At 61.4% G+C, this 16,129-nt stretch carries 20 protein-coding genes; 14 read left to right on the top strand and 6 right to left on the bottom strand.

From position 1 onward, the window contains the following. Nucleotide 1: 1 nt before the first annotated feature. Together E4O97_RS24530 and E4O97_RS24525 are read right to left on the bottom strand one after the other, a co-directional pair. Nucleotides 2-1,360 carry a sensor histidine kinase gene (locus E4O97_RS24530; RefSeq protein WP_078821650.1) on the bottom strand — a complete coding sequence of 453 codons (1,359 nt, stop codon included), beginning with the start codon at nucleotides 1,358-1,360 and terminating at the stop codon, nucleotides 2-4. Then, the gene (locus E4O97_RS24525; RefSeq protein ID WP_005789059.1) at nucleotides 1,347-2,075 is read right to left on the bottom strand and encodes a response regulator transcription factor; all 729 of its coding nucleotides are present in this window, start codon (nucleotides 2,073-2,075) and stop codon (nucleotides 1,347-1,349) included. The genes E4O97_RS24530 and E4O97_RS24525 overlap by 14 nt, the downstream gene beginning before the upstream one ends. 205 nt (nucleotides 2,076-2,280) lie before the next feature. Between E4O97_RS24525 and E4O97_RS24520 the strand changes: the two genes are divergently transcribed. The 4 genes from E4O97_RS24520 to E4O97_RS24505 all read left to right on the top strand — a co-directional run bounded on the left by E4O97_RS24520 (nucleotide 2,281) and on the right by E4O97_RS24505 (nucleotide 7,034). Next, nucleotides 2,281-5,034 carry a response regulator gene (locus E4O97_RS24520; protein WP_032880641.1) on the top strand — a complete coding sequence of 918 codons (2,754 nt, stop codon included), beginning with the start codon at nucleotides 2,281-2,283 and terminating at the stop codon, nucleotides 5,032-5,034. A gap of 97 nt (nucleotides 5,035-5,131) precedes the next feature. After that, entirely contained in the window at nucleotides 5,132-6,121 is a 990-nt protein-coding gene (locus tag E4O97_RS24515; protein WP_248162476.1) for a 2-hydroxyacid dehydrogenase, read from the top strand. A gap of 71 nt (nucleotides 6,122-6,192) precedes the next feature. Then, entirely contained in the window at nucleotides 6,193-6,633 is a 441-nt protein-coding gene (locus tag E4O97_RS24510) for a hypothetical protein (protein WP_078821651.1), read from the top strand. Beyond that, nucleotides 6,630-7,034 (top strand): META domain-containing protein, encoded by a 405-nt coding sequence (locus E4O97_RS24505; protein ID WP_032880638.1) that lies wholly within the window; start codon nucleotides 6,630-6,632, stop codon nucleotides 7,032-7,034. The genes E4O97_RS24510 and E4O97_RS24505 overlap by 4 nt, the downstream gene beginning before the upstream one ends. 141 nt (nucleotides 7,035-7,175) lie before the next feature. On the opposite strand, the gene E4O97_RS24500 is transcribed toward E4O97_RS24505, so the two are convergent. Continuing rightward, on the bottom strand, nucleotides 7,176-7,637 hold the full coding sequence (locus E4O97_RS24500; protein WP_005789064.1) for a TlpA disulfide reductase family protein: 462 nt from the start codon (nucleotides 7,635-7,637) through the stop codon (nucleotides 7,176-7,178). 115 nt (nucleotides 7,638-7,752) lie between these two features. Here E4O97_RS24500 and arsC point away from each other — a divergent pair, with 115 nt between their 5' ends. Genes arsC through E4O97_RS24485 form a run of 3 tightly spaced genes read left to right on the top strand, consistent with a single transcriptional unit; the run spans nucleotide 7,753 to nucleotide 9,120 of the window. Then, nucleotides 7,753-8,106, top strand: coding sequence for an arsenate reductase (glutaredoxin) (gene arsC / locus E4O97_RS24495; protein ID WP_216091700.1), 354 nt, complete (start codon nucleotides 7,753-7,755; stop codon nucleotides 8,104-8,106). Further along, nucleotides 8,103-8,717: an NAD(P)H:quinone oxidoreductase gene (gene wrbA, locus E4O97_RS24490; protein WP_216091701.1), complete on the top strand. Its 615-nt coding sequence runs from the start codon at nucleotides 8,103-8,105 to the stop codon at nucleotides 8,715-8,717. Before arsC ends, wrbA begins: the two co-directional genes overlap by 4 nt. Beyond that, complete coding sequence (locus E4O97_RS24485) at nucleotides 8,701-9,120, top strand: DUF2069 domain-containing protein (protein ID WP_078821656.1); 420 nt, start codon at nucleotides 8,701-8,703, stop codon at nucleotides 9,118-9,120. Before wrbA ends, E4O97_RS24485 begins: the two co-directional genes overlap by 17 nt. An 89-nt stretch (nucleotides 9,121-9,209) precedes the next feature. Here E4O97_RS24485 and E4O97_RS24480 read toward each other — a convergent pair whose 3' ends face one another. Further along, the gene (locus tag E4O97_RS24480) at nucleotides 9,210-9,881 is read right to left on the bottom strand and encodes a DNA-3-methyladenine glycosylase I (RefSeq protein WP_034120216.1); all 672 of its coding nucleotides are present in this window, start codon (nucleotides 9,879-9,881) and stop codon (nucleotides 9,210-9,212) included. 67 nt (nucleotides 9,882-9,948) lie between these two features. Continuing rightward, nucleotides 9,949-10,773 (bottom strand): tRNA 2-thiocytidine(32) synthetase TtcA, encoded by an 825-nt coding sequence (ttcA, locus tag E4O97_RS24475; protein WP_044274647.1) that lies wholly within the window; start codon nucleotides 10,771-10,773, stop codon nucleotides 9,949-9,951. A 348-nt stretch (nucleotides 10,774-11,121) separates the two neighbouring features. On the opposite strand from ttcA, the gene E4O97_RS24470 reads away from it, so the two are divergent. Together E4O97_RS24470 and E4O97_RS24465 are read left to right on the top strand one after the other, a co-directional pair. After that, nucleotides 11,122-11,724: a Yip1 family protein gene (locus E4O97_RS24470; protein ID WP_005789070.1), complete on the top strand. Its 603-nt coding sequence runs from the start codon at nucleotides 11,122-11,124 to the stop codon at nucleotides 11,722-11,724. Between the two features lie 128 nt (nucleotides 11,725-11,852). After that, the gene (locus E4O97_RS24465) at nucleotides 11,853-12,347 is read left to right on the top strand and encodes a SprT family zinc-dependent metalloprotease (protein WP_003192067.1); all 495 of its coding nucleotides are present in this window, start codon (nucleotides 11,853-11,855) and stop codon (nucleotides 12,345-12,347) included. 93 nt (nucleotides 12,348-12,440) lie between these two features. On the opposite strand, the gene E4O97_RS24460 is transcribed toward E4O97_RS24465, so the two are convergent. Further along, nucleotides 12,441-13,616 carry a CaiB/BaiF CoA-transferase family protein gene (locus E4O97_RS24460; protein WP_248162474.1) on the bottom strand — a complete coding sequence of 392 codons (1,176 nt, stop codon included), beginning with the start codon at nucleotides 13,614-13,616 and terminating at the stop codon, nucleotides 12,441-12,443. A gap of 157 nt (nucleotides 13,617-13,773) precedes the next feature. On the opposite strand from E4O97_RS24460, the gene tusD reads away from it, so the two are divergent. Genes tusD through E4O97_RS24435 form a run of 5 tightly spaced genes read left to right on the top strand, consistent with a single transcriptional unit; the run spans nucleotide 13,774 to nucleotide 16,126 of the window. After that, nucleotides 13,774-14,166 (top strand): sulfurtransferase complex subunit TusD, encoded by a 393-nt coding sequence (gene tusD, locus E4O97_RS24455; RefSeq protein WP_005789072.1) that lies wholly within the window; start codon nucleotides 13,774-13,776, stop codon nucleotides 14,164-14,166. Between the two features lies 1 nt (nucleotide 14,167). Beyond that, nucleotides 14,168-14,518 carry a sulfurtransferase complex subunit TusC gene (gene tusC, locus E4O97_RS24450; protein WP_032880631.1) on the top strand — a complete coding sequence of 117 codons (351 nt, stop codon included), beginning with the start codon at nucleotides 14,168-14,170 and terminating at the stop codon, nucleotides 14,516-14,518. Then, nucleotides 14,518-14,796, top strand: coding sequence for a sulfurtransferase complex subunit TusB (gene tusB, locus E4O97_RS24445; RefSeq protein WP_005789074.1), 279 nt, complete (start codon nucleotides 14,518-14,520; stop codon nucleotides 14,794-14,796). The genes tusC and tusB overlap by 1 nt, the downstream gene beginning before the upstream one ends. Continuing rightward, nucleotides 14,793-15,128, top strand: a complete 336-nt coding sequence (locus tag E4O97_RS24440) for a TusE/DsrC/DsvC family sulfur relay protein (protein WP_032880630.1) — start codon at nucleotides 14,793-14,795, stop codon at nucleotides 15,126-15,128. Before tusB ends, E4O97_RS24440 begins: the two co-directional genes overlap by 4 nt. Then, nucleotides 15,125-16,126 carry a glycosyl transferase family protein gene (locus E4O97_RS24435; RefSeq protein ID WP_078821660.1) on the top strand — a complete coding sequence of 334 codons (1,002 nt, stop codon included), beginning with the start codon at nucleotides 15,125-15,127 and terminating at the stop codon, nucleotides 16,124-16,126. Before E4O97_RS24440 ends, E4O97_RS24435 begins: the two co-directional genes overlap by 4 nt. Nucleotides 16,127-16,129 lie beyond the last annotated feature (3 nt).

Below are 16,129 nucleotides of genomic sequence, written 5' to 3'. Positions count from 1 at the left end.
GTTAACGGGCCGGCAAGCGTATATGCACGCGCAAACCCGGACCGCAGTTCTGCGCCCATAAGCGCCCACCCTGACGCTGCACGGCGTTGCGGGCAATGCTCAAGCCCAGGCCGAACCCGCCATCGCCGGGCCGCGAGCCGTCCAACCGGGTAAAGGGCGCGAAGATAGTTTCCAAATCCTGCTCATCAATACCGCCGCCCTGGTCCTGTAGCCAGATATGCCAATAGTCTCCTTCGCGGCAGCCGTCGAGTAGCACGGTACCCTCGGCTGGCGAGTGGCGTATGGCGTTGCGCAGGATATTCTCCAGAGCCTGGGCCAGTGCATTCAGGTTGCCGCGCACCCAACTGTCCGGCGGTAATAAGCACGGCAAGCGCGACGCCGGCCAGTGGCTTTCGAAACAGGCGTTTTCCCGCAACATGTCCCACAGCGCCTGGAGCTGAATGTCTTCCTGGGGCAGCGGCGCTGTTTCACTGTCGAGCCAGGCCAGTTGCAGGCTGTCTTCCACCAGGCGCTGCATGGCGTCGATTTCCCGACCCAGGCGCTCACGCAGCCTGGCCGGGTCTTGCTCGCTGTCGCAAGCCACCCGCAGGCGACTCAAAGGCGTGCGCAATTCATGGGACATGTCGCGCAGCAACTGCTGTTGCAAGCGCACCGTACCCTGCAAGCGTTCAGACATATGGTCAAAGGCGCGCCCCAGCTCCCCGAGCTCATCCTGTCGACTGGTCGCATCCCGGGACATCCGCGTATTCAATTGATCCGCACGCCAGGCATTGGCCTGCTCGCGCAATTGATTGAGGGGCATGATCAGCAGCCGATAGAGGCCGATGCACAGCAACAAGGTAAACAGGCCCGGGATGACGCCATTGGTCACCACCCGCCAGAACAGTTGATAACGCCCCGGCATAAAGCGCTGCGGCAACTCGATCACCAGCGACCCCATCCCAGGATCAACCGGAAACGGCACCTTCATCCACGGCAATCCGATGACATGTCGGCTGACCGGCCAATCCAGCCCGCGCAAGAAGGTCAGGCGCTGGCTTTCCTTGTCGCTGAGCGGCGTGCTGCCCAGGGATTGCAAATCGTTGCCGATCACACCCACCCAGGTGGTTTCACGCTTGGCCATCAGTTGCAACCAGGCATCCACGCCGGCGCGGCCTTGTGTACTCCACGCCAGTTCGGCACCTGCAGCGTAACCGCTGAGGATCTCCCGCGACTTGTCGGACAGGTAAGCACTCTGCTGCTCCATGTAGCGGCCCCACGACCAACTGAGCCAAATCATCAGCAAACAGAAGGCGATCAACAGGCAGGCCAGCTTCCAGAACAATGAGTGTTTGCCAGGCAGCCGCTCAAAGCCCTTCATCATGACCGCTCAGCACATAGCCCTTGCCCCACACTGTACGCACTTCACGCTCGGCGTAGCCGATGGCCTTGAGTTTGCGGCGAATCTGACTGACGTGCATGTCGAGGCTGCGGTCATGGGGTGCATAACCGCGCTGCAGCACGTGTTGATACAGGAAGGCTTTGCTGAGCACTTCTTCAACATTGCGCTGCAGGGTTTCCAGCAGCCGGTATTCGCTGCGCGTCAACCCGGCCCAGTGTTGCTGGCAGGCCACATCACAGCGCTCATCGTCAAACTGCAACACCCGGGCATCCTCACGCATCACCGGGCGCGGCGGCTCGGGTCGGCGATCCAGGGCCACGCGGCGCAGGATGGCTTCAATGCGCACACGCAGCTCTACCATGCTGAACGGTTTGGGCAGGTAGTCGTCCGCCCCCAGGCGAAAACCGCTGATGCGATCGGCTTCAGCGCCCAGGGCCGACATCAGGATCACCGGCATGGCATGGCTCTTGCGCAAATGGGTGAGGATCGACAAGCCGTCGAGCCCCGGCAGCAGGATGTCCATCAACACCAGGTCGAACGCCTGCTCGCAAGCCATTTGCAGGCCCTGCTGGCCGTTGCGGCACCACGTCACCTGAAAACCACTGCGGCCAAGTTGCTCATGCACGTAGGCACCCAGCACAGGGTCATCTTCGATGGTCAGGATTGTGGGTAGGCCAACTGCTGCGGGAGTCATTAGCGTCTGCAAGTCATTCTCAATCACTGATTATTCAAGATTAAACGTTCACAGGCAATCGCCACCCGGCGCCGAATGGCCCGAAGATTGCCGCATGTCATTAATTTGCAAGATTCCAGGCCGTGCAAATGGCTACACTGCGCAGGTGGCGCGGGCCGGATGCCTGTGTGGATAATGGATAACAACGTGGTAGCAGGAGAGTGGCGTGCTTAGAAGAATGGGGATAAAAGGCCGCGTACTGTTGCTGACCTTATTACCGACCAGCCTGATGGCTCTGTTGTTGGGAGGCTATTTCACCTGGATGCAACTTTCGGAGTTGCAGAGCCAGTTGCTGCAGCGCGGCGAAATGATTGCCGAGCAATTGGCGCCATTGGTAGCGCCGGCCCTGGGCCACAAGAACGCCGAGCTGCTGGAGCGCATCGCCACCCAGTCCCTGGAGCAACCGGACGTGCGCGCAGTGTCGTTCCTGGCGCCAGACCGTTCGTCCCTGGCCCACGCCGGCCCGACCATGCTCAACCCACCACCCACCGGCAACAGTTCGCGCCTGTTGCAGCGCACCGGCAACGATGCCACCCGCTATCTGCTGCCGGTATTCGGCCGTCATCGCAACCTCGCCGGCGACGTGATCCCGGATGAGGCAGACCGCCTGCTGGGCTGGGTCGAAGTGGAGCTGTCCCACAATGGCATGTTGCTGCGCGGCTACCGCAGCCTGTTCGCCAGCCTGTTGTTGATCGCCATCGGCCTGATGTTCACCGCAGCGCTCGCCCTGCGGATCAGCCGCACCATCAATTCGCCGATTGGCCAGATCAAGCAAGCCGTGGCCCAGCTCAAGGACGGCAACCTGGAAACACGCCTGCCGCCCCTGGGCAGCCAGGAACTGGACCAGCTCGCATCGGGCATCAACCGCATGGCCGAAACCCTGCAAAACGCCCAGGAAGAACTGCAACACAGCATCGACCAGGCCACCGAGGACGTACGCCAGAACCTGGAGACCATCGAGATCCAGAACATCGAGCTGGACCTGGCGCGCAAGGAGGCCCTGGAGGCCAGTCGCATCAAGTCCGAGTTCCTGGCCAATATGAGCCATGAGATCCGCACGCCGCTCAACGGCATCCTCGGTTTTACTCATCTGCTGCAAAAAAGCGAGCTGTCGCCGCGCCAACTGGATTACCTGGGCACTATTGAAAAATCCGCCGATAACCTGCTGGGTATCATCAACGAAATCCTCGATTTCTCGAAGATCGAGGCCGGCAAGCTGGTGCTCGACAGCGTGCCGTTCAACCTGCGGGACTTGCTGCAAGACACCCTGACCATCCTCGCCCCCGCCGCCCATGCCAAGCAGCTTGAACTGGTGAGCCTGGTGTACCGCGATACGCCGCTGGCGTTGGTGGGCGACCCGCTGCGGCTCAAGCAGATCCTGACCAACCTGATCAGCAACGCGATCAAGTTCACCCGCGAAGGCACCATCGTCGCCCGGGCGATGGTCGAGGACGAACAGGAGGACAGCGTGCAATTGCGCATCAGCGTGCAAGACACCGGCATAGGCCTGTCCAACCAGGATGTGCGCGCGCTGTTCCAGGCGTTCAGCCAGGCCGACAACTCGCTGTCGCGCCAACCTGGCGGCACCGGCCTGGGCCTGGTGATTTCCAAGCGTTTGATCGAGCAGATGGGCGGTGAAATCGGCGTCGACAGCACGCCGGGTGAAGGCTCGGAATTCTGGATCAGCCTGAACCTGCCCAAGACCCGCGACGACGTCGAAGACCTGCCCGCCCCGCCGCTGCTGGGTCGCCGCGTGGCCGTACTGGAAAACCACGAGCTGGCGCGCCAGGCCCTGCAACACCAACTGGAAGACTGCGGCCTGGAAGTCACACCCTTCAATACCCTGGAAAGCCTGACCAACGGCATCACCAGTGCGCACCAGACCGAGCAGGCCATCAGCCTGGCGGTGCTCGGCGTGACGGCCAATGACATTCCGCCCGAGCGTCTCAACCAGCACTTGTGGGACCTTGAACACCTGGGTTGCAAAGTGCTGGTGCTGTGCCCGACCACCGAACAGATGCTGTTCAACCAATCGGTACCCAACCCCAACAGCCAATTGCAGGCCAAGCCGGCCTGTACACGCAAGCTGCGCCGCTCCCTGGCCGACCTGATCAGCCCCCGCCCTTCACGCAGCGAGCCGGGTGAGCCGCTGTCCAGCCGTGCGCCGCGTGTGCTGTGCGTGGACGACAACCCGGCGAACCTGTTGCTGGTACAAACCCTGCTGGAAGACATGGGCGCCAAGGTGCAGGCGGTGGAGAGCGGTTACGCGGCCATTGATGCGGTGAAGCAGGAAACCTTCGATCTGGTATTGATGGATGTACAAATGCCCGGCATGGACGGCCGCCAAAGCACTGAGGCGATCCGCCAGTGGGAAAGCGAGCGCCACGGCACGCCGCTGCCGGTGGTGGCCCTCACGGCACACGCCATGGCCAATGAAAAACGCGCCCTGCTGCAGAGCGGCATGGACGACTACCTGACCAAGCCCATCAGCGAGCGGCAACTGGCCCAGGTGGTGTTGAAGTGGACCGGCCTGGCCCTGCGTAACCAGGGCCCGGAACGCGTCAACGACGGCCCGGCTCAAGGTGTGCAACTGCTGGTGCTCGACCACGAGGAGGGCCTGCGCCTGGCCGCCAACAAGGCCGACCTCGCCGCCGACATGCTCGCCATGCTGCTGGCCTCCCTGGAAGCCGACCGCCTGGCGATTACCGTCGCCCGCGAAGCCAATGACAATCACGCCCTGATCGAACGCGTGCACCGTTTGCACGGCGCCACGCGCTACTGTGGCGTGCCGCAACTGCGCGCGGCGTGCCAACGCGCTGAAACCCTGCTCAAGCAGGACGATGCTAAGGCCATGGCCGCGCTGGATGAACTGGACATGGCGATTGCGCGGCTGGCCAGTGAAGCCAGAGTCAGCGCCTGACGCAATTTTATGGACAACACCAATCAAAATGTGGGAGCAAGCCCCCTCCCACATTTAGTCAGCATTTCCATCGTGTAAATTGCAGGGAGCCTTCTTGATGCGCGTCATTCTTTTCAGCAGCCAGACCTACGACCGTGACAGTTTTCTCGGTGAACCGCTCCCCTCGGCCCTGGAGCTGCAATTCCAACCCGCCCGCCTCAACCTCGACACCGTAGCCCTGGCCGAACACCATGAGGTGGTCTGCGCCTTTATCAATGACGACCTCAGCGCCCCGGTGCTGGAGCAACTGGCCAAGGGCGGTACACGCCTGATTGCCCTGCGTTCGGCCGGCTACAACCATGTTGACTTGGTCGCCGCCAAACGCCTGGGCCTGAGCATCGTGCGCGTGCCCGCCTATTCGCCCCACGCCGTGGCCGAACACGCCGTGGCGCTGATCCTGGCTCTCAACCGCCGCCTGCACCGTGCCTATAACCGTACCCGTGATGGCGACTTCAGCCTGCATGGGCTCACCGGTTTCGATCTGGTCGGCAAAACCGTCGGCGTGGTTGGCACCGGGCAGATCGGCGCGACCTTCGCCAAGATCATGGCCGGCTTCGGCTGCCAATTACTGGCTTATGACCCCTTCCCCAACCCACACGTCCAGGCCCTGGGCGCTCGCTACGTCAGCCTGCCCGACTTGCTGGCCGAGGCGCAGATCATCAGCCTGCACTGCCCGTTGACTGCCGACAGCAAACACCTGATCAACGCCCGTTCCCTGGCGCACATGCAGCCCGGTGCAATGCTGATCAACACCGGCCGCGGTGGCTTGGTCGATACGCCCGCGCTGATCGAAGCCCTCAAGGAGGGCCAATTGGGCTACCTGGCGCTGGACGTTTATGAAGAAGAAGCCCAGCTGTTTTTCGAGGACCGCTCGGACCTGCCCCTGCAAGACGACGTACTCGCGCGTCTGCTGACCTTCCCCAACGTGATCATCACTGCGCACCAGGCATTTCTCACTCGTGAAGCCCTGGCGGCGATCGCCGGTACGACGCTGGCCAACATTGTGGCGTGGGCCGATGGTCGGCCACAGAACCTGGTCGAGGGTTGATCAGCGGTCACATACCAGGCTCATGATGGGCCGGCACCCGTGATAGGATGCCGCGCCTATTTGGAGGATCCATGGCCGAACACGATTTCCGCTTCAGCTTGCTGAGCCCGCAACACACCCTGATCGAATGCCGCGCCCTTGTGCCGGGCCGTTACCAGGTCACCGGCAACGGTGGTTCGATCAAGCACGGTGACGTGCTGATCGTCACCCTGCGCGGCAGTAAAACCCTGTCGATGCGCCTGACCGTCGAAGGTGACGCACGCTACTCCATACGCCCGGCGGGCCAATGGGTCGCCATGGCCCAGGGGCCGAAGTTCGGCGAACTGGAAATTCACACCTGGAAGGTCAACTGCGACAGCTGCGACGTCGTGCTGGAGTTTGAATTTTCGGTGGAAACCAAGCTGACCAAAGAGCCGCTGCAACCGGCCGCCAACGCACGCATCAAAGAACTCGGCTGGGCCAGTGAAGGCGACAAGCACCGCTGCCCGAAATGCCAGCAGGCCGCACAATGAAGGGCCCGCTGCTGCTCGCCGCAATCGGCGCGGCTCTGACGGGTTGTGCTGCCGACGGCCCGAAGCTCGAACGCGACCACAGCTACGTGGTGGAGTGGATCGGTGAGCGCCCGCTGATGGACTACGCGCACCTGACCGTCACCCTTGGCGCTGATGGCCGCGCCTACGGCAACGGCGGCTGCAATCACTGGTTTGCACCGTATACCGTCGAGGGTGACAAGCTCAGCTTCGGACCTATCGGCAGCACCCGCAAAATGTGCGCCGAGGCGTTGATGGAGCAGGAGCACCGCTTCTTCCAGGCCTTGCAAGGCGTGCAGCGCTGGGACATCTCGCCGATCGAACAGACGCGGTTCTGGCCGGCCGAGGGCAAGCCGATTCGTTTGTGGCTTGAAGAAGGCTGATATCCCCAGTCTTTGGATTGATGGGATCTCAATGTGGGAGGGGGCTTGCTCCCGATAGCAGTGTGTCAGTCAATACATCAATTGACTGTTACACCGCTATCGGGAGCAAGCCCCCTCCCACACTTTCTCTGAGGTGTTGCTTTAACCGCGCAGGGCCTTGAGCTTGGCCAGCACCCCTTCTGCAGTCTGCTCACCCATCAACTGCTCACGCACCTTGCCCTTGTCGTCGATGATGTAGGTCACCGGCAACGCCTCGCTGCGTGGAATCTCGAAGATCCCGTCCGGGTTCTGGGCCAGGACCGTGAACTTGATCCCCAGCTTGTCGCTGGCGGCCTTCAGTTCCTCACCCTGCACATTGTCGAAGTTAACCCCGAACACCTCCACACCCTGCCCTTTCAGTTGCTCGGCCAAGGCATTGAGTTCGGGGATTTCCGTGCGGCACGGGCCACACCATTCGGCCCAGTAATTGACCACCAGCCACTGTTTGTCCAGGCGTTCGGCCGCCACTTTCTGGCCATATTGGTCAACGCCGTAATCGTTACCGCAGCCGCTGAGCAGCAGGGTTGTGATGATCGCCAATGCACCGATCAGTCGCCTTGTCATGGGGTATTCCTTCGCAAAAATGAACGTTGGCTGCGACCTATCGCCTCTTACGGTTTAAGGACAGGCGCCAGCGCAGGTAGAATACCCGCCACCTTACGCAAGATGCGACCCGCACATGACCGATCTGACGCTTTATCACAACCCGCGCTGCTCGAAATCCCGCGGTGCGCTCGAACTGCTTGAAGCTCGCGGCCTCAACCCGACCGTGGTGCGCTACCTGGAAACCCCGCTGGACGCCGCGCAAATCCAGGCCTTGCTCAAAAAGCTGGGGTTCAGCGCGCGCCAACTGCTGCGCACCGGCGAAGAGGAATACAAAACCCTCAACCTGGCCGATGCCAACTTGAGCGAAGCGCAATTGATCGCCGCTATCGCCGGGCACCCCAAGCTGATGGAACGCCCGATCCTGGCAACTGCCGACAAAGCCATCATTGGCCGCCCACCCGAGAACGTATTGGAGATTCTGCCGTGACCACGCCCTATGTGCTGGTGCTGTATTACAGCCGCAACGGCTCGGTAAGCGAAATGGCCCGGCAGATTGCCCGGGGGATCGAGCAAGGCGGCATGGAAGCACGTCTGCGCACCGTGCCGGCGATTTCCACCGAGTGCGAAGCGGTGGCGCCGAGCATTCCCGAGGAAGGCGCGCTGTATGCCAGCCTGGATGATCTGAAGCACTGTTCAGGCCTGGCCCTGGGCAGCCCGACACGCTTTGGCAACATGGCTGCACCGCTCAAGTACTTCCTCGACGGCACCAGCAACCTGTGGCTCACCGGTGCCCTGGTCGGCAAGCCCGCCGGCGTGTTCACCTCTACCGCCAGCCTGCATGGCGGCCAGGAAACCACGCTGATGTCGATGTTGCTGCCGCTGCTGCACCACGGCATGTTGATCACCGGCCTGCCTTACAGCGAACAGGCACTGCTTGATACCCAGGGCGGCGGCACGCCATACGGCGCCAGCCACCATTCCGGGCCTGACGGCAAGCGGATGCTCGATCAACATGAAATCACCCTGTGCCGGGCCCTGGGCCTGCGCCTGGCCAAGACCGCCACGCTGCTGGAGCACGGCCGTGGCCCGCAAACCTAAAATCCTGCCGCCCCAGGCGTGGCTGGAACCGCGGGTAAACATTGCACGCGCACTGAGCCTGCTGGCGTTTTTTGCCCTGGTGGGCTTGTTGTGCGTGTACTACCTGTTCATCGCCGACCTGCATGGGGCGCGCCCATGGGTGATCCTGCTGATCGAACTGGTGCCGCTGCTGGTACTGGCGCCAGGGATGATGATCGGCAGTGCGCGCGGGCATTCGTGGATGTGCTTTGTGGTGAATCTGTATTTCATCAAGGGCGCGCTGGCGGCGTACGACCCGAACCGCCAGTGGTTCGGGGTGTTGGAGATGCTGGCGAGCCTGGCGGTGTTTTGCACGGCGCTGTTGTATGTGCGTTGGCGGCATCAGTTGAATCGGCGGTTGGCTGCAGAACCTGTATCGGCCTGAAGTCCGCTATCGCAGGCAAGCCAGCTCCCACATGTTGATAGGCGGCGTGGTCAAAATGTGGGCTTGCTCGCGAAGGCATCACCTGGGTCTCAATGGTTGACGGTGTACGCCAACATCATCGACAACTGGCACATCGGCCGCCCACTCTCGGCATGCCACTGGTTGAAGGCGCCCTGTACTGTGGCCAAATCCCGCAGGCTGGTCGGCGCCTTGTCGACGATCTTCTGCGCATTCAACGCCGCCACCACGTCATAGCTCGGCACAAACGTATCCTTGCCCACCATGCGCAGGAAACGCGGTGCCGACAGCCCGCCCAGTTGGTGGCCATGCTTGCTCAGGTATTTCCATAGCCCGACGATATCGGTGACCGGCCAATCGGCGACAAACGCACCGAAGCTGCCCTTTTCCTGCTCGATATCCAGGATCATCTGCGCATTGCGCGGCACACTCTTGAGCTTGCCCAGGTGGCGGATGATGCGGGTGTCCTGCATCAGGCGTTCCAAGTGCTCGGCGCCCATCAGCACGACTTTTTCCGGATCGAAGCCGAAAAACACCTGTTCAAACGCCGGCCATTTCGCGTCGACCACACTGTGCTTCAAGCCCGCACGGAAGACCCGCAGCGCCAGGGTCGACAGGTAACGGTCATCGGTGATCTTGCGCAATTGCGCCGGGGTCTTGGGCACAGGCAGGTGGGCTTCCAGCTCGGCCGCCGAACCGAAGCGGTTCAGACAATATTCGTGCAGCCACTTGTAATCGCGCACGCCCTCTCCTGGCAGTTGAATTGAAAACGGCGCCCGCAAGCGCCGTTTACTAGAGCCTCGACGAGGCTTAGAGGTTCACTACATTGACGAAACGCGAAGCAGCCGTCTCATCGATTTTCAAGCTGGTGAAATCGAACAGGTTGCGATCAGCCAGTTGAGACGGGATCACATTTTGCAGGCTGCGGAAGATGCTCTCGGTACGCCCGGGGGTCTTGCGCTCCCAGTCCAGCAGCATTTCCTTGACCACCTGGCGCTGCAGGTTTTCCTGGGAGCCGCACAGGTTGCAGGGGATGATCGGGAATTGCTTGAAGTCGGAGTACGCTTGGATGTCCTTCTCATTGCAATACGCCAGCGGGCGGATCACCACGTTGCGTCCATCATCGGCGCGCAGCTTAGGTGGCATGGCCTTGAGCGAACCGTTGAAGAACATATTCAGGAAGAAGGTCTCGACGATGTCATCGCGGTGATGACCCAGGGCCATCTTGGTCGCGCCGATCTCGTCGGCAAAGGTGTAGAGCGTGCCACGGCGCAGGCGCGAGCACAGCGAGCAGGTGGTCTTGCCTTCCGGGATCAGCTCCTTGACCACCGAGTAGGTGTCTTTCTCGACGATGTGGTATTCAACGCCCAATTCCTTGAGGTAGGCCGGCAATACGTGCTCGGGGAAGCCGGGTTGCTTCTGGTCCATGTTCACCGCCACGATCTCGAACTTGATCGGCGCGACCTTTTGCAGGTGCAGCAATACGTCGAGCATGGTGTAGCTGTCTTTGCCACCAGAGAGGCAGACCATGACCTTGTCGCCGTCCTCGATCATGTTGAAATCGGCGACCGCTTCACCGGCCAGGCGACGCAGGCGTTTTTGCAGTTTGTTCTGGTTGACCGTAAGAGTGCCCATGGCGCTTGGATCCGCTGAAGGTGTGTGACGAAAAGCCGGGTATTTTAGCGATGTCGAGTACCTACATTCAATGTGAGAGGGGGCTTGCTCCCGATAGCAGTGCATCAGACAGCGCTTGTAGTGCCTGCACACCGCTATCGGGAGCAAGCCCCCTCCCACATTTGACAGACCCCACCGCGATTAAGCGCCCTGTTTACAGCGCAATTTGCTCTAAAGGCCCTACAGTTATTCCGGTCATCACTTCCTATACTGCGACTTGAGGTCGCACACATATCCAAACCTTTCAGGCCATCTGGCCGGTGGGCGCTCCGATGGGGGGCGATGGTAATAACGACAGGAGTGACTGGCATGATCCATCACGTCGTGGGGCTTTTTACCCATCCCGACCAGGAATGGCGGGAAATCCGTGGCGATAAAGAAGAAAGTATCGGCCACATGTACCTTACTCACACCCTGATTCTCGCGGCGATCCCCGCCGTGTCCGCCTTTATCGGCACCACCCAGGTTGGCTGGGTCATCGGCAACCGGGCGCCGGTGATGTTGACCCAGGAAAGCGCACTGTGGATGACGCTCATGTCGTACGCGGCCATGCTTGGCGGCGTGGCGGTGATGGGCGCGTTCATTCACTGGATGGCCCGCACCTACGACGCCAGCCCCAGCATGGCACGCTGCGTGGCCTTCGCCACCTATACCGCAACGCCACTGTTTGTCGGCGGGCTGGCGGCACTCTACCCGCATATGTGGCTGGGCATGGTGGTCGGCACGGCGGCCATTTGCTACACGGTGTACCTGCTGTATGTGGGGCTGCCGACCTTCATGAGTATCGACCCGGACGAAGGCTTCCTGTTTTCCAGTTCGGTATTGGCCGTGGGCCTGGTGGTACTGGTGGCGATCATGGCGTTTACCGTGATTGTTTGGGGCCTGGGCGTAGGGCCCATCTACACCAACTAGGCAACTCAACCCGCAGGCAAGGCCACCGCAAGGTGGCTTTGTGCGTTATGCATGACCATTCGGCGCCTGACAGATTCGGAAACACCCTGCTTTGCGGCATACTGGGCGTCTCTGGAGATTTGTACAGCATGCCCGAGCAACTCAATACCCGCGTCGAAGATTGTTTCCTGCAAGCCGAATCCTTTTTCAAACGAAGCTTCAAACGCCCCCAGGTCAGCCTCAAGCTGCGGGGCCAGAAAGCCGGTGTCGCGCATTTGCACGAGAACCTGCTGCGCTTCAACCCTCAGTTGTACCGTGAAAACAGCCAGCATTTTCTCAAGCAAACCGTGGCCCACGAAGTGGCGCACCTGATTGCCCACCAGTTGTTTGGCGAGCGTATACAGCCCCATGGCGAGGAATGGCAGTTGATCATGCGCGGGGTTTACGAACTACCGCCGGACCGCTGCCATACCTATGAGGTCAAGCGCCGCCAGGTGACCCGTTATATCTACCGCTGCCCGTGCGCGGACAGTGACTTCCCGTTCTCGCCGCAGCGCCATGGCCTGGTGAACCAGGGGCGGCGGTATTTGTGTCGGCGGTGTCGGCAGACTCTGGTGTTCACCGGGGAAACTCGGGTGGAATGAGGGCCTCTTCGCAGGCAAGCCAGCTCCCACATCTGGATCTGTGAACGCAATCAAAATGTGGGAGCTGGCTTGCCTGCGAAAGCGTCGGCTCAGTCAACCTACAACCTTGGCCTGACGCAATTCATCTATCCGCTGAGCACTGATCCCCAACTCCACCAACACCTCATCACTATGCGCCCCCACCGCCACCCCAATATGCCTGGGCGCCGGCAACCCTTCTGAGAACTTCAGCGGGCAGGCCAATTGCGCTTGTGTCGAGCCATCCCCCCGGGGCACATGGCTGACCAGCTCCCGCGCCTTCAACTGCGGATGCTCAACAGCCTCCGCCAGGCTCAACACCGGCTCAACACACGCATCCACCCCGGCGAACAACTCGCACAGTTCCTCAAAACTGCGCTTCTCGAATTCCACCTGCAATGCCTGCTTCAAGGCCCCCTGCTGTTCAGGCTTCACGCTGTGGGCCGCCAGCTCCGGCCTTCCGAGCGCCTCGCACAATTGCTGCATAAAGGCCGGCTCCAAGCTGCCCACCGACATCCAGCGCCCATCGCGAGTGCGATAGTAATCGTAAAAACTGCCACCATTGAGTACATGGTTCTCCCACTCCGGCTCCACCCCGCAGGCTAGATAGCCAGCCCCGACCATGGCGTTCAGGCTGAACGAACAATCGGTCATGCTCACATCCAGGTATTGCCCCACTCCGCTCTGCTGCCTGGCAATCACCGCCGCCAGCAAGCCCACCACCGCATGCAACGAACCACCTGCCACGTCCGCCAGTTGCACGCCCAGCGGCAACGGCCCGCTGTCCCGCCGCCCGGTGTGACTGGCCACACCGGCCAACGCCAGGTAATTGATATCGTGCCCGGCGCGGTCCTTGTAAGGGCCGGTCTGGCCGTAGCCGGTAATCGACACATAAATCAACCCGGGATTGATCGCCTTCAGCGTCTCATAACCCAGCCCCAGGCGCTCCATGACCCCAGGGCGAAACTGTTCGAGCAGGATGTCATGGCCCTTGACCAGCTCACGCACGATCTCCACCGCCTCGGCCTGCTTGAGGTCCAGGGCCAGGCTGCGCTTGTTGCGGTTCAAATACGCGTGGCTCGCCGAGGTACCGCGGTCATGGGGCGGCAACACCCGCAACAGGTCCATGCGCGTGGGCGATTCGATACGCAGCACCTGGGCGCCCATGTCCGCCAGCATCAACGAGGCAAACGGGCCGGGCAGCAAGGTGGAAAAATCCAGCACTTTAAGGGACGCCAAGGGACCTGACATACGGACTCCATCCGGGTTGCGAATCCCCACAGACTAGGCAGCCTTGTGCCTGCCGGCAATCGTCAGAACGATCAGCGACAGTGACCGTTTTGATCACGGCGGGCTTTTTCGCCGCGGCGGCTTTATCATTGGCCGACGTTTGTTGGCAGAGTCTCCCATGAAGTTCGCGATTGCACTGTATAGCGCCGCCCACGCGCCCTCCTCGCGCCGCGCCCTGCTGTTCGCACAGGCAGCGCTAGCGGGCGGGCATGAGATTGTGCGGCTGTTTTTTTATCAGGATGGCGTGTACAGCGCGTCCAATAACATCGTAGCGCCCCAGGACGAGCCAGACATTGCGCGCCAATGGCGCGAGTTTGTCAGCCAGCACCAGCTCGACGGCGTGGTGTGCATCGCCGCCGCCTTGCGCCGTGGTGTGCTGAACGCCGAGGAGGCCGCACGCTATCAACGCAGCGCGGTCAATCTGCAGGCGCCATGGGCGTTATCGGGCCTTGGGCAATTGCATGACGCGATCCAGGATGCCGACCGCCTGATCTGTTTTGGAGGGCCGTGAGATGTCCAAATCCTTATTGGTGATCAGCCGACAGGCGCCGTGGTCCGGGCCAAGTGCGCGGGAAGCACTGGATATCGTGCTGGCTGGTGGCGCGTTTGATCTGCCCATTGGTCTGCTGTTTCTGGATGACGGTGTGTTCCAGCTGGCGCCGCATCAGGCCGCCAAGGCCGTGCAACAAAAAGACCTGAGCGCCAACCTGCAGGCATTGGGCCTGTTCGGCATTGATGACGTGTTCGCCTGCGGCCACAGCCTGTCCGCACGCGGGTTGCTGCCGCCCGCCAATGCGCAGACGCTGCACAGCCAAGCCATTTGCGAGCTGATTGATCGTTACGACCAGGTGATTACCCTCTGATGTCGACTCTACATGTGGTGTCTCACTCTCCCTTTACCGACAGCCGCCTCGACAGCTGCCTGCGCATCTGCGGCGCTCAGGACGCAATCCTGCTGTGTGGCGACGGTGCCTACGCGCTACACACGCCCGCCCTGCAAAGCAAAGGCGTGAAGGTCTTTGTACTGGCCGAAGACATGCAGGCGCGCAACCTGCCGCTTCCCGACTGGGCTGACAGCGTGGATTATCCAGGTTTCGTGCAACTGTCGATCGACTACGACAAGGTCAACACCTGGCTATGAACACCCTGACCGTCGGCACACGCAGCCTCGAACTGGACAAGGACGGTTACCTCGTCGACCTCAATGACTGGTCCGATGAGGTGGCGCACGCCCTGGCCGCTGCCGAAGCCCTGGAGCTGACCGCGGATCACTGGGAAATCCTCAAGCTGCTGCGCCAGTTCTATACCGAATTCCAGCTGTCCCCTGCCACACGCCCGCTGATCAAGTACACCGCCTTGAAACTGGGCCCGGAAAAGGGCAACAGCCTGCATCTAAACAAACTGTTCAACGGCACTCCCGCCAAACTCGCCGCCAAGCTGGCGGGCCTGCCCAGGCCGACGAATTGCTTATGACCGACTTCGCCCCCTTGACCCTCAACACGCCCGAAGAGCACCCTTTTGCCCAGTTCGTACGCATCCTCGGCAAAGGCAAGCGCGGCGCACGCAACCTCACCCGCGAAGAAGCGCGGCAAGCCATGGGCATGTTGCTCGACGAAAAGGTCGAAGACACCCAGCTCGGCGCCTTTTTGATGCTGCTGCGTCACAAAGAAGAGAGCCCGGAAGAACTCGCCGGTTTCACCGAAGCGGTACGTGAACGCCTGGATGCACCGGCGTTGAACGTGGATATCGACTGGCCGACTTACGCCGGCAAAAAGCGCCATCTGCCGTGGTTTCTGCTGGCGGCCAAGTGCCTGGCGCAAAACGGTGTGCGCATTCTGATGCACGGCGGCGGTGCCCACACGGCGGGCCGGCTGTACACCGAGCAACTGCTGCAGACGCTGCAGATCCCGCTGTGCCGCAATTGGCAGCAGGTGGGAAGCGCCTTCGAGCAGGGCAACCTGGCCTTTATCCCGCTGGGCGACTGGGCGCCGCAATTGCAACGCATGATCGACCTGCGCAACACCCTCGGCCTGCGCTCGCCCATTCATTCCCTGGCGCGGCTGCTTAACCCGCTGAATGCGCGCTGCGGCCTGCAAAGCATCTTCCACCCGGGCTACCAGGGCGTACACCGCGATGCCAGCGGCCTGCTCGGGGACAATGTGATCGTGGTCAAGGGCGACGGCGGCGAGATCGAAATCAACCCCGACACCCTCAGTCACCTGTATGGCACCACCGGCGGCCAGAGTTGGGACGAAGAGTGGCCCGCGCTCTCCGCCCAGCGTCACGTCAAACCGGCGACGCTTGAGCCTGAACAGTTGAAAGCGTTGTGGCGTGGCGAAGTCGAGGACAGCTACCCGCAACTGGCGCTGATCGCCACCATGGCCCTGGCGTTGCGCGGTCTCGGCCACCCGCGGCAACAGGCCTTCGAACTGGCCCAGCAATACTGGGATGCACGGGATAAATCGATTTAGTCG

Source organism: Pseudomonas sp. W15Feb34, assembly GCF_023127765.1.
Lineage (GTDB): Bacteria > Pseudomonadota > Gammaproteobacteria > Pseudomonadales > Pseudomonadaceae > Aquipseudomonas > Aquipseudomonas synxantha_A.
The sequence above is the reverse complement of the archived record's forward strand: the minus strand, read 5'-3'. Positions and strand labels throughout refer to the sequence as shown.

Excerpts from the sequence above, each read along its gene's own strand:
- E4O97_RS24530 (WP_078821650.1), bottom strand. The coding sequence starts at position 1,360 with ATGAAGGGCTTTGAGCGGCTGCCTGGCAAACACTCATTGTTCTGGAAG.
- E4O97_RS24525 (WP_005789059.1), bottom strand. The coding sequence starts at position 2,075 with ATGACTCCCGCAGCAGTTGGCCTACCCACAATCCTGACCATCGAAGAT.
- E4O97_RS24515 (WP_248162476.1), top strand. The coding sequence starts at position 5,132 with ATGCGCGTCATTCTTTTCAGCAGCCAGACCTACGACCGTGACAGTTTT.
- E4O97_RS24510 (WP_078821651.1), top strand. The coding sequence starts at position 6,193 with ATGGCCGAACACGATTTCCGCTTCAGCTTGCTGAGCCCGCAACACACC.
- E4O97_RS24505 (WP_032880638.1), top strand. The coding sequence starts at position 6,630 with ATGAAGGGCCCGCTGCTGCTCGCCGCAATCGGCGCGGCTCTGACGGGT.
- E4O97_RS24500 (WP_005789064.1), bottom strand. The coding sequence starts at position 7,637 with ATGACAAGGCGACTGATCGGTGCATTGGCGATCATCACAACCCTGCTG.
- arsC (WP_216091700.1), top strand. The coding sequence starts at position 7,753 with ATGACCGATCTGACGCTTTATCACAACCCGCGCTGCTCGAAATCCCGC.
- ttcA (WP_044274647.1), bottom strand. The coding sequence starts at position 10,773 with ATGGGCACTCTTACGGTCAACCAGAACAAACTGCAAAAACGCCTGCGT.
- E4O97_RS24470 (WP_005789070.1), top strand. The coding sequence starts at position 11,122 with ATGATCCATCACGTCGTGGGGCTTTTTACCCATCCCGACCAGGAATGG.
- E4O97_RS24465 (WP_003192067.1), top strand. The coding sequence starts at position 11,853 with ATGCCCGAGCAACTCAATACCCGCGTCGAAGATTGTTTCCTGCAAGCC.
- E4O97_RS24460 (WP_248162474.1), bottom strand. The coding sequence starts at position 13,616 with ATGTCAGGTCCCTTGGCGTCCCTTAAAGTGCTGGATTTTTCCACCTTG.
- tusD (WP_005789072.1), top strand. The coding sequence starts at position 13,774 with ATGAAGTTCGCGATTGCACTGTATAGCGCCGCCCACGCGCCCTCCTCG.
- tusC (WP_032880631.1), top strand. The coding sequence starts at position 14,168 with ATGTCCAAATCCTTATTGGTGATCAGCCGACAGGCGCCGTGGTCCGGG.
- tusB (WP_005789074.1), top strand. The coding sequence starts at position 14,518 with ATGTCGACTCTACATGTGGTGTCTCACTCTCCCTTTACCGACAGCCGC.
- E4O97_RS24440 (WP_032880630.1), top strand. The coding sequence starts at position 14,793 with ATGAACACCCTGACCGTCGGCACACGCAGCCTCGAACTGGACAAGGAC.
- E4O97_RS24435 (WP_078821660.1), top strand. The coding sequence starts at position 15,125 with ATGACCGACTTCGCCCCCTTGACCCTCAACACGCCCGAAGAGCACCCT.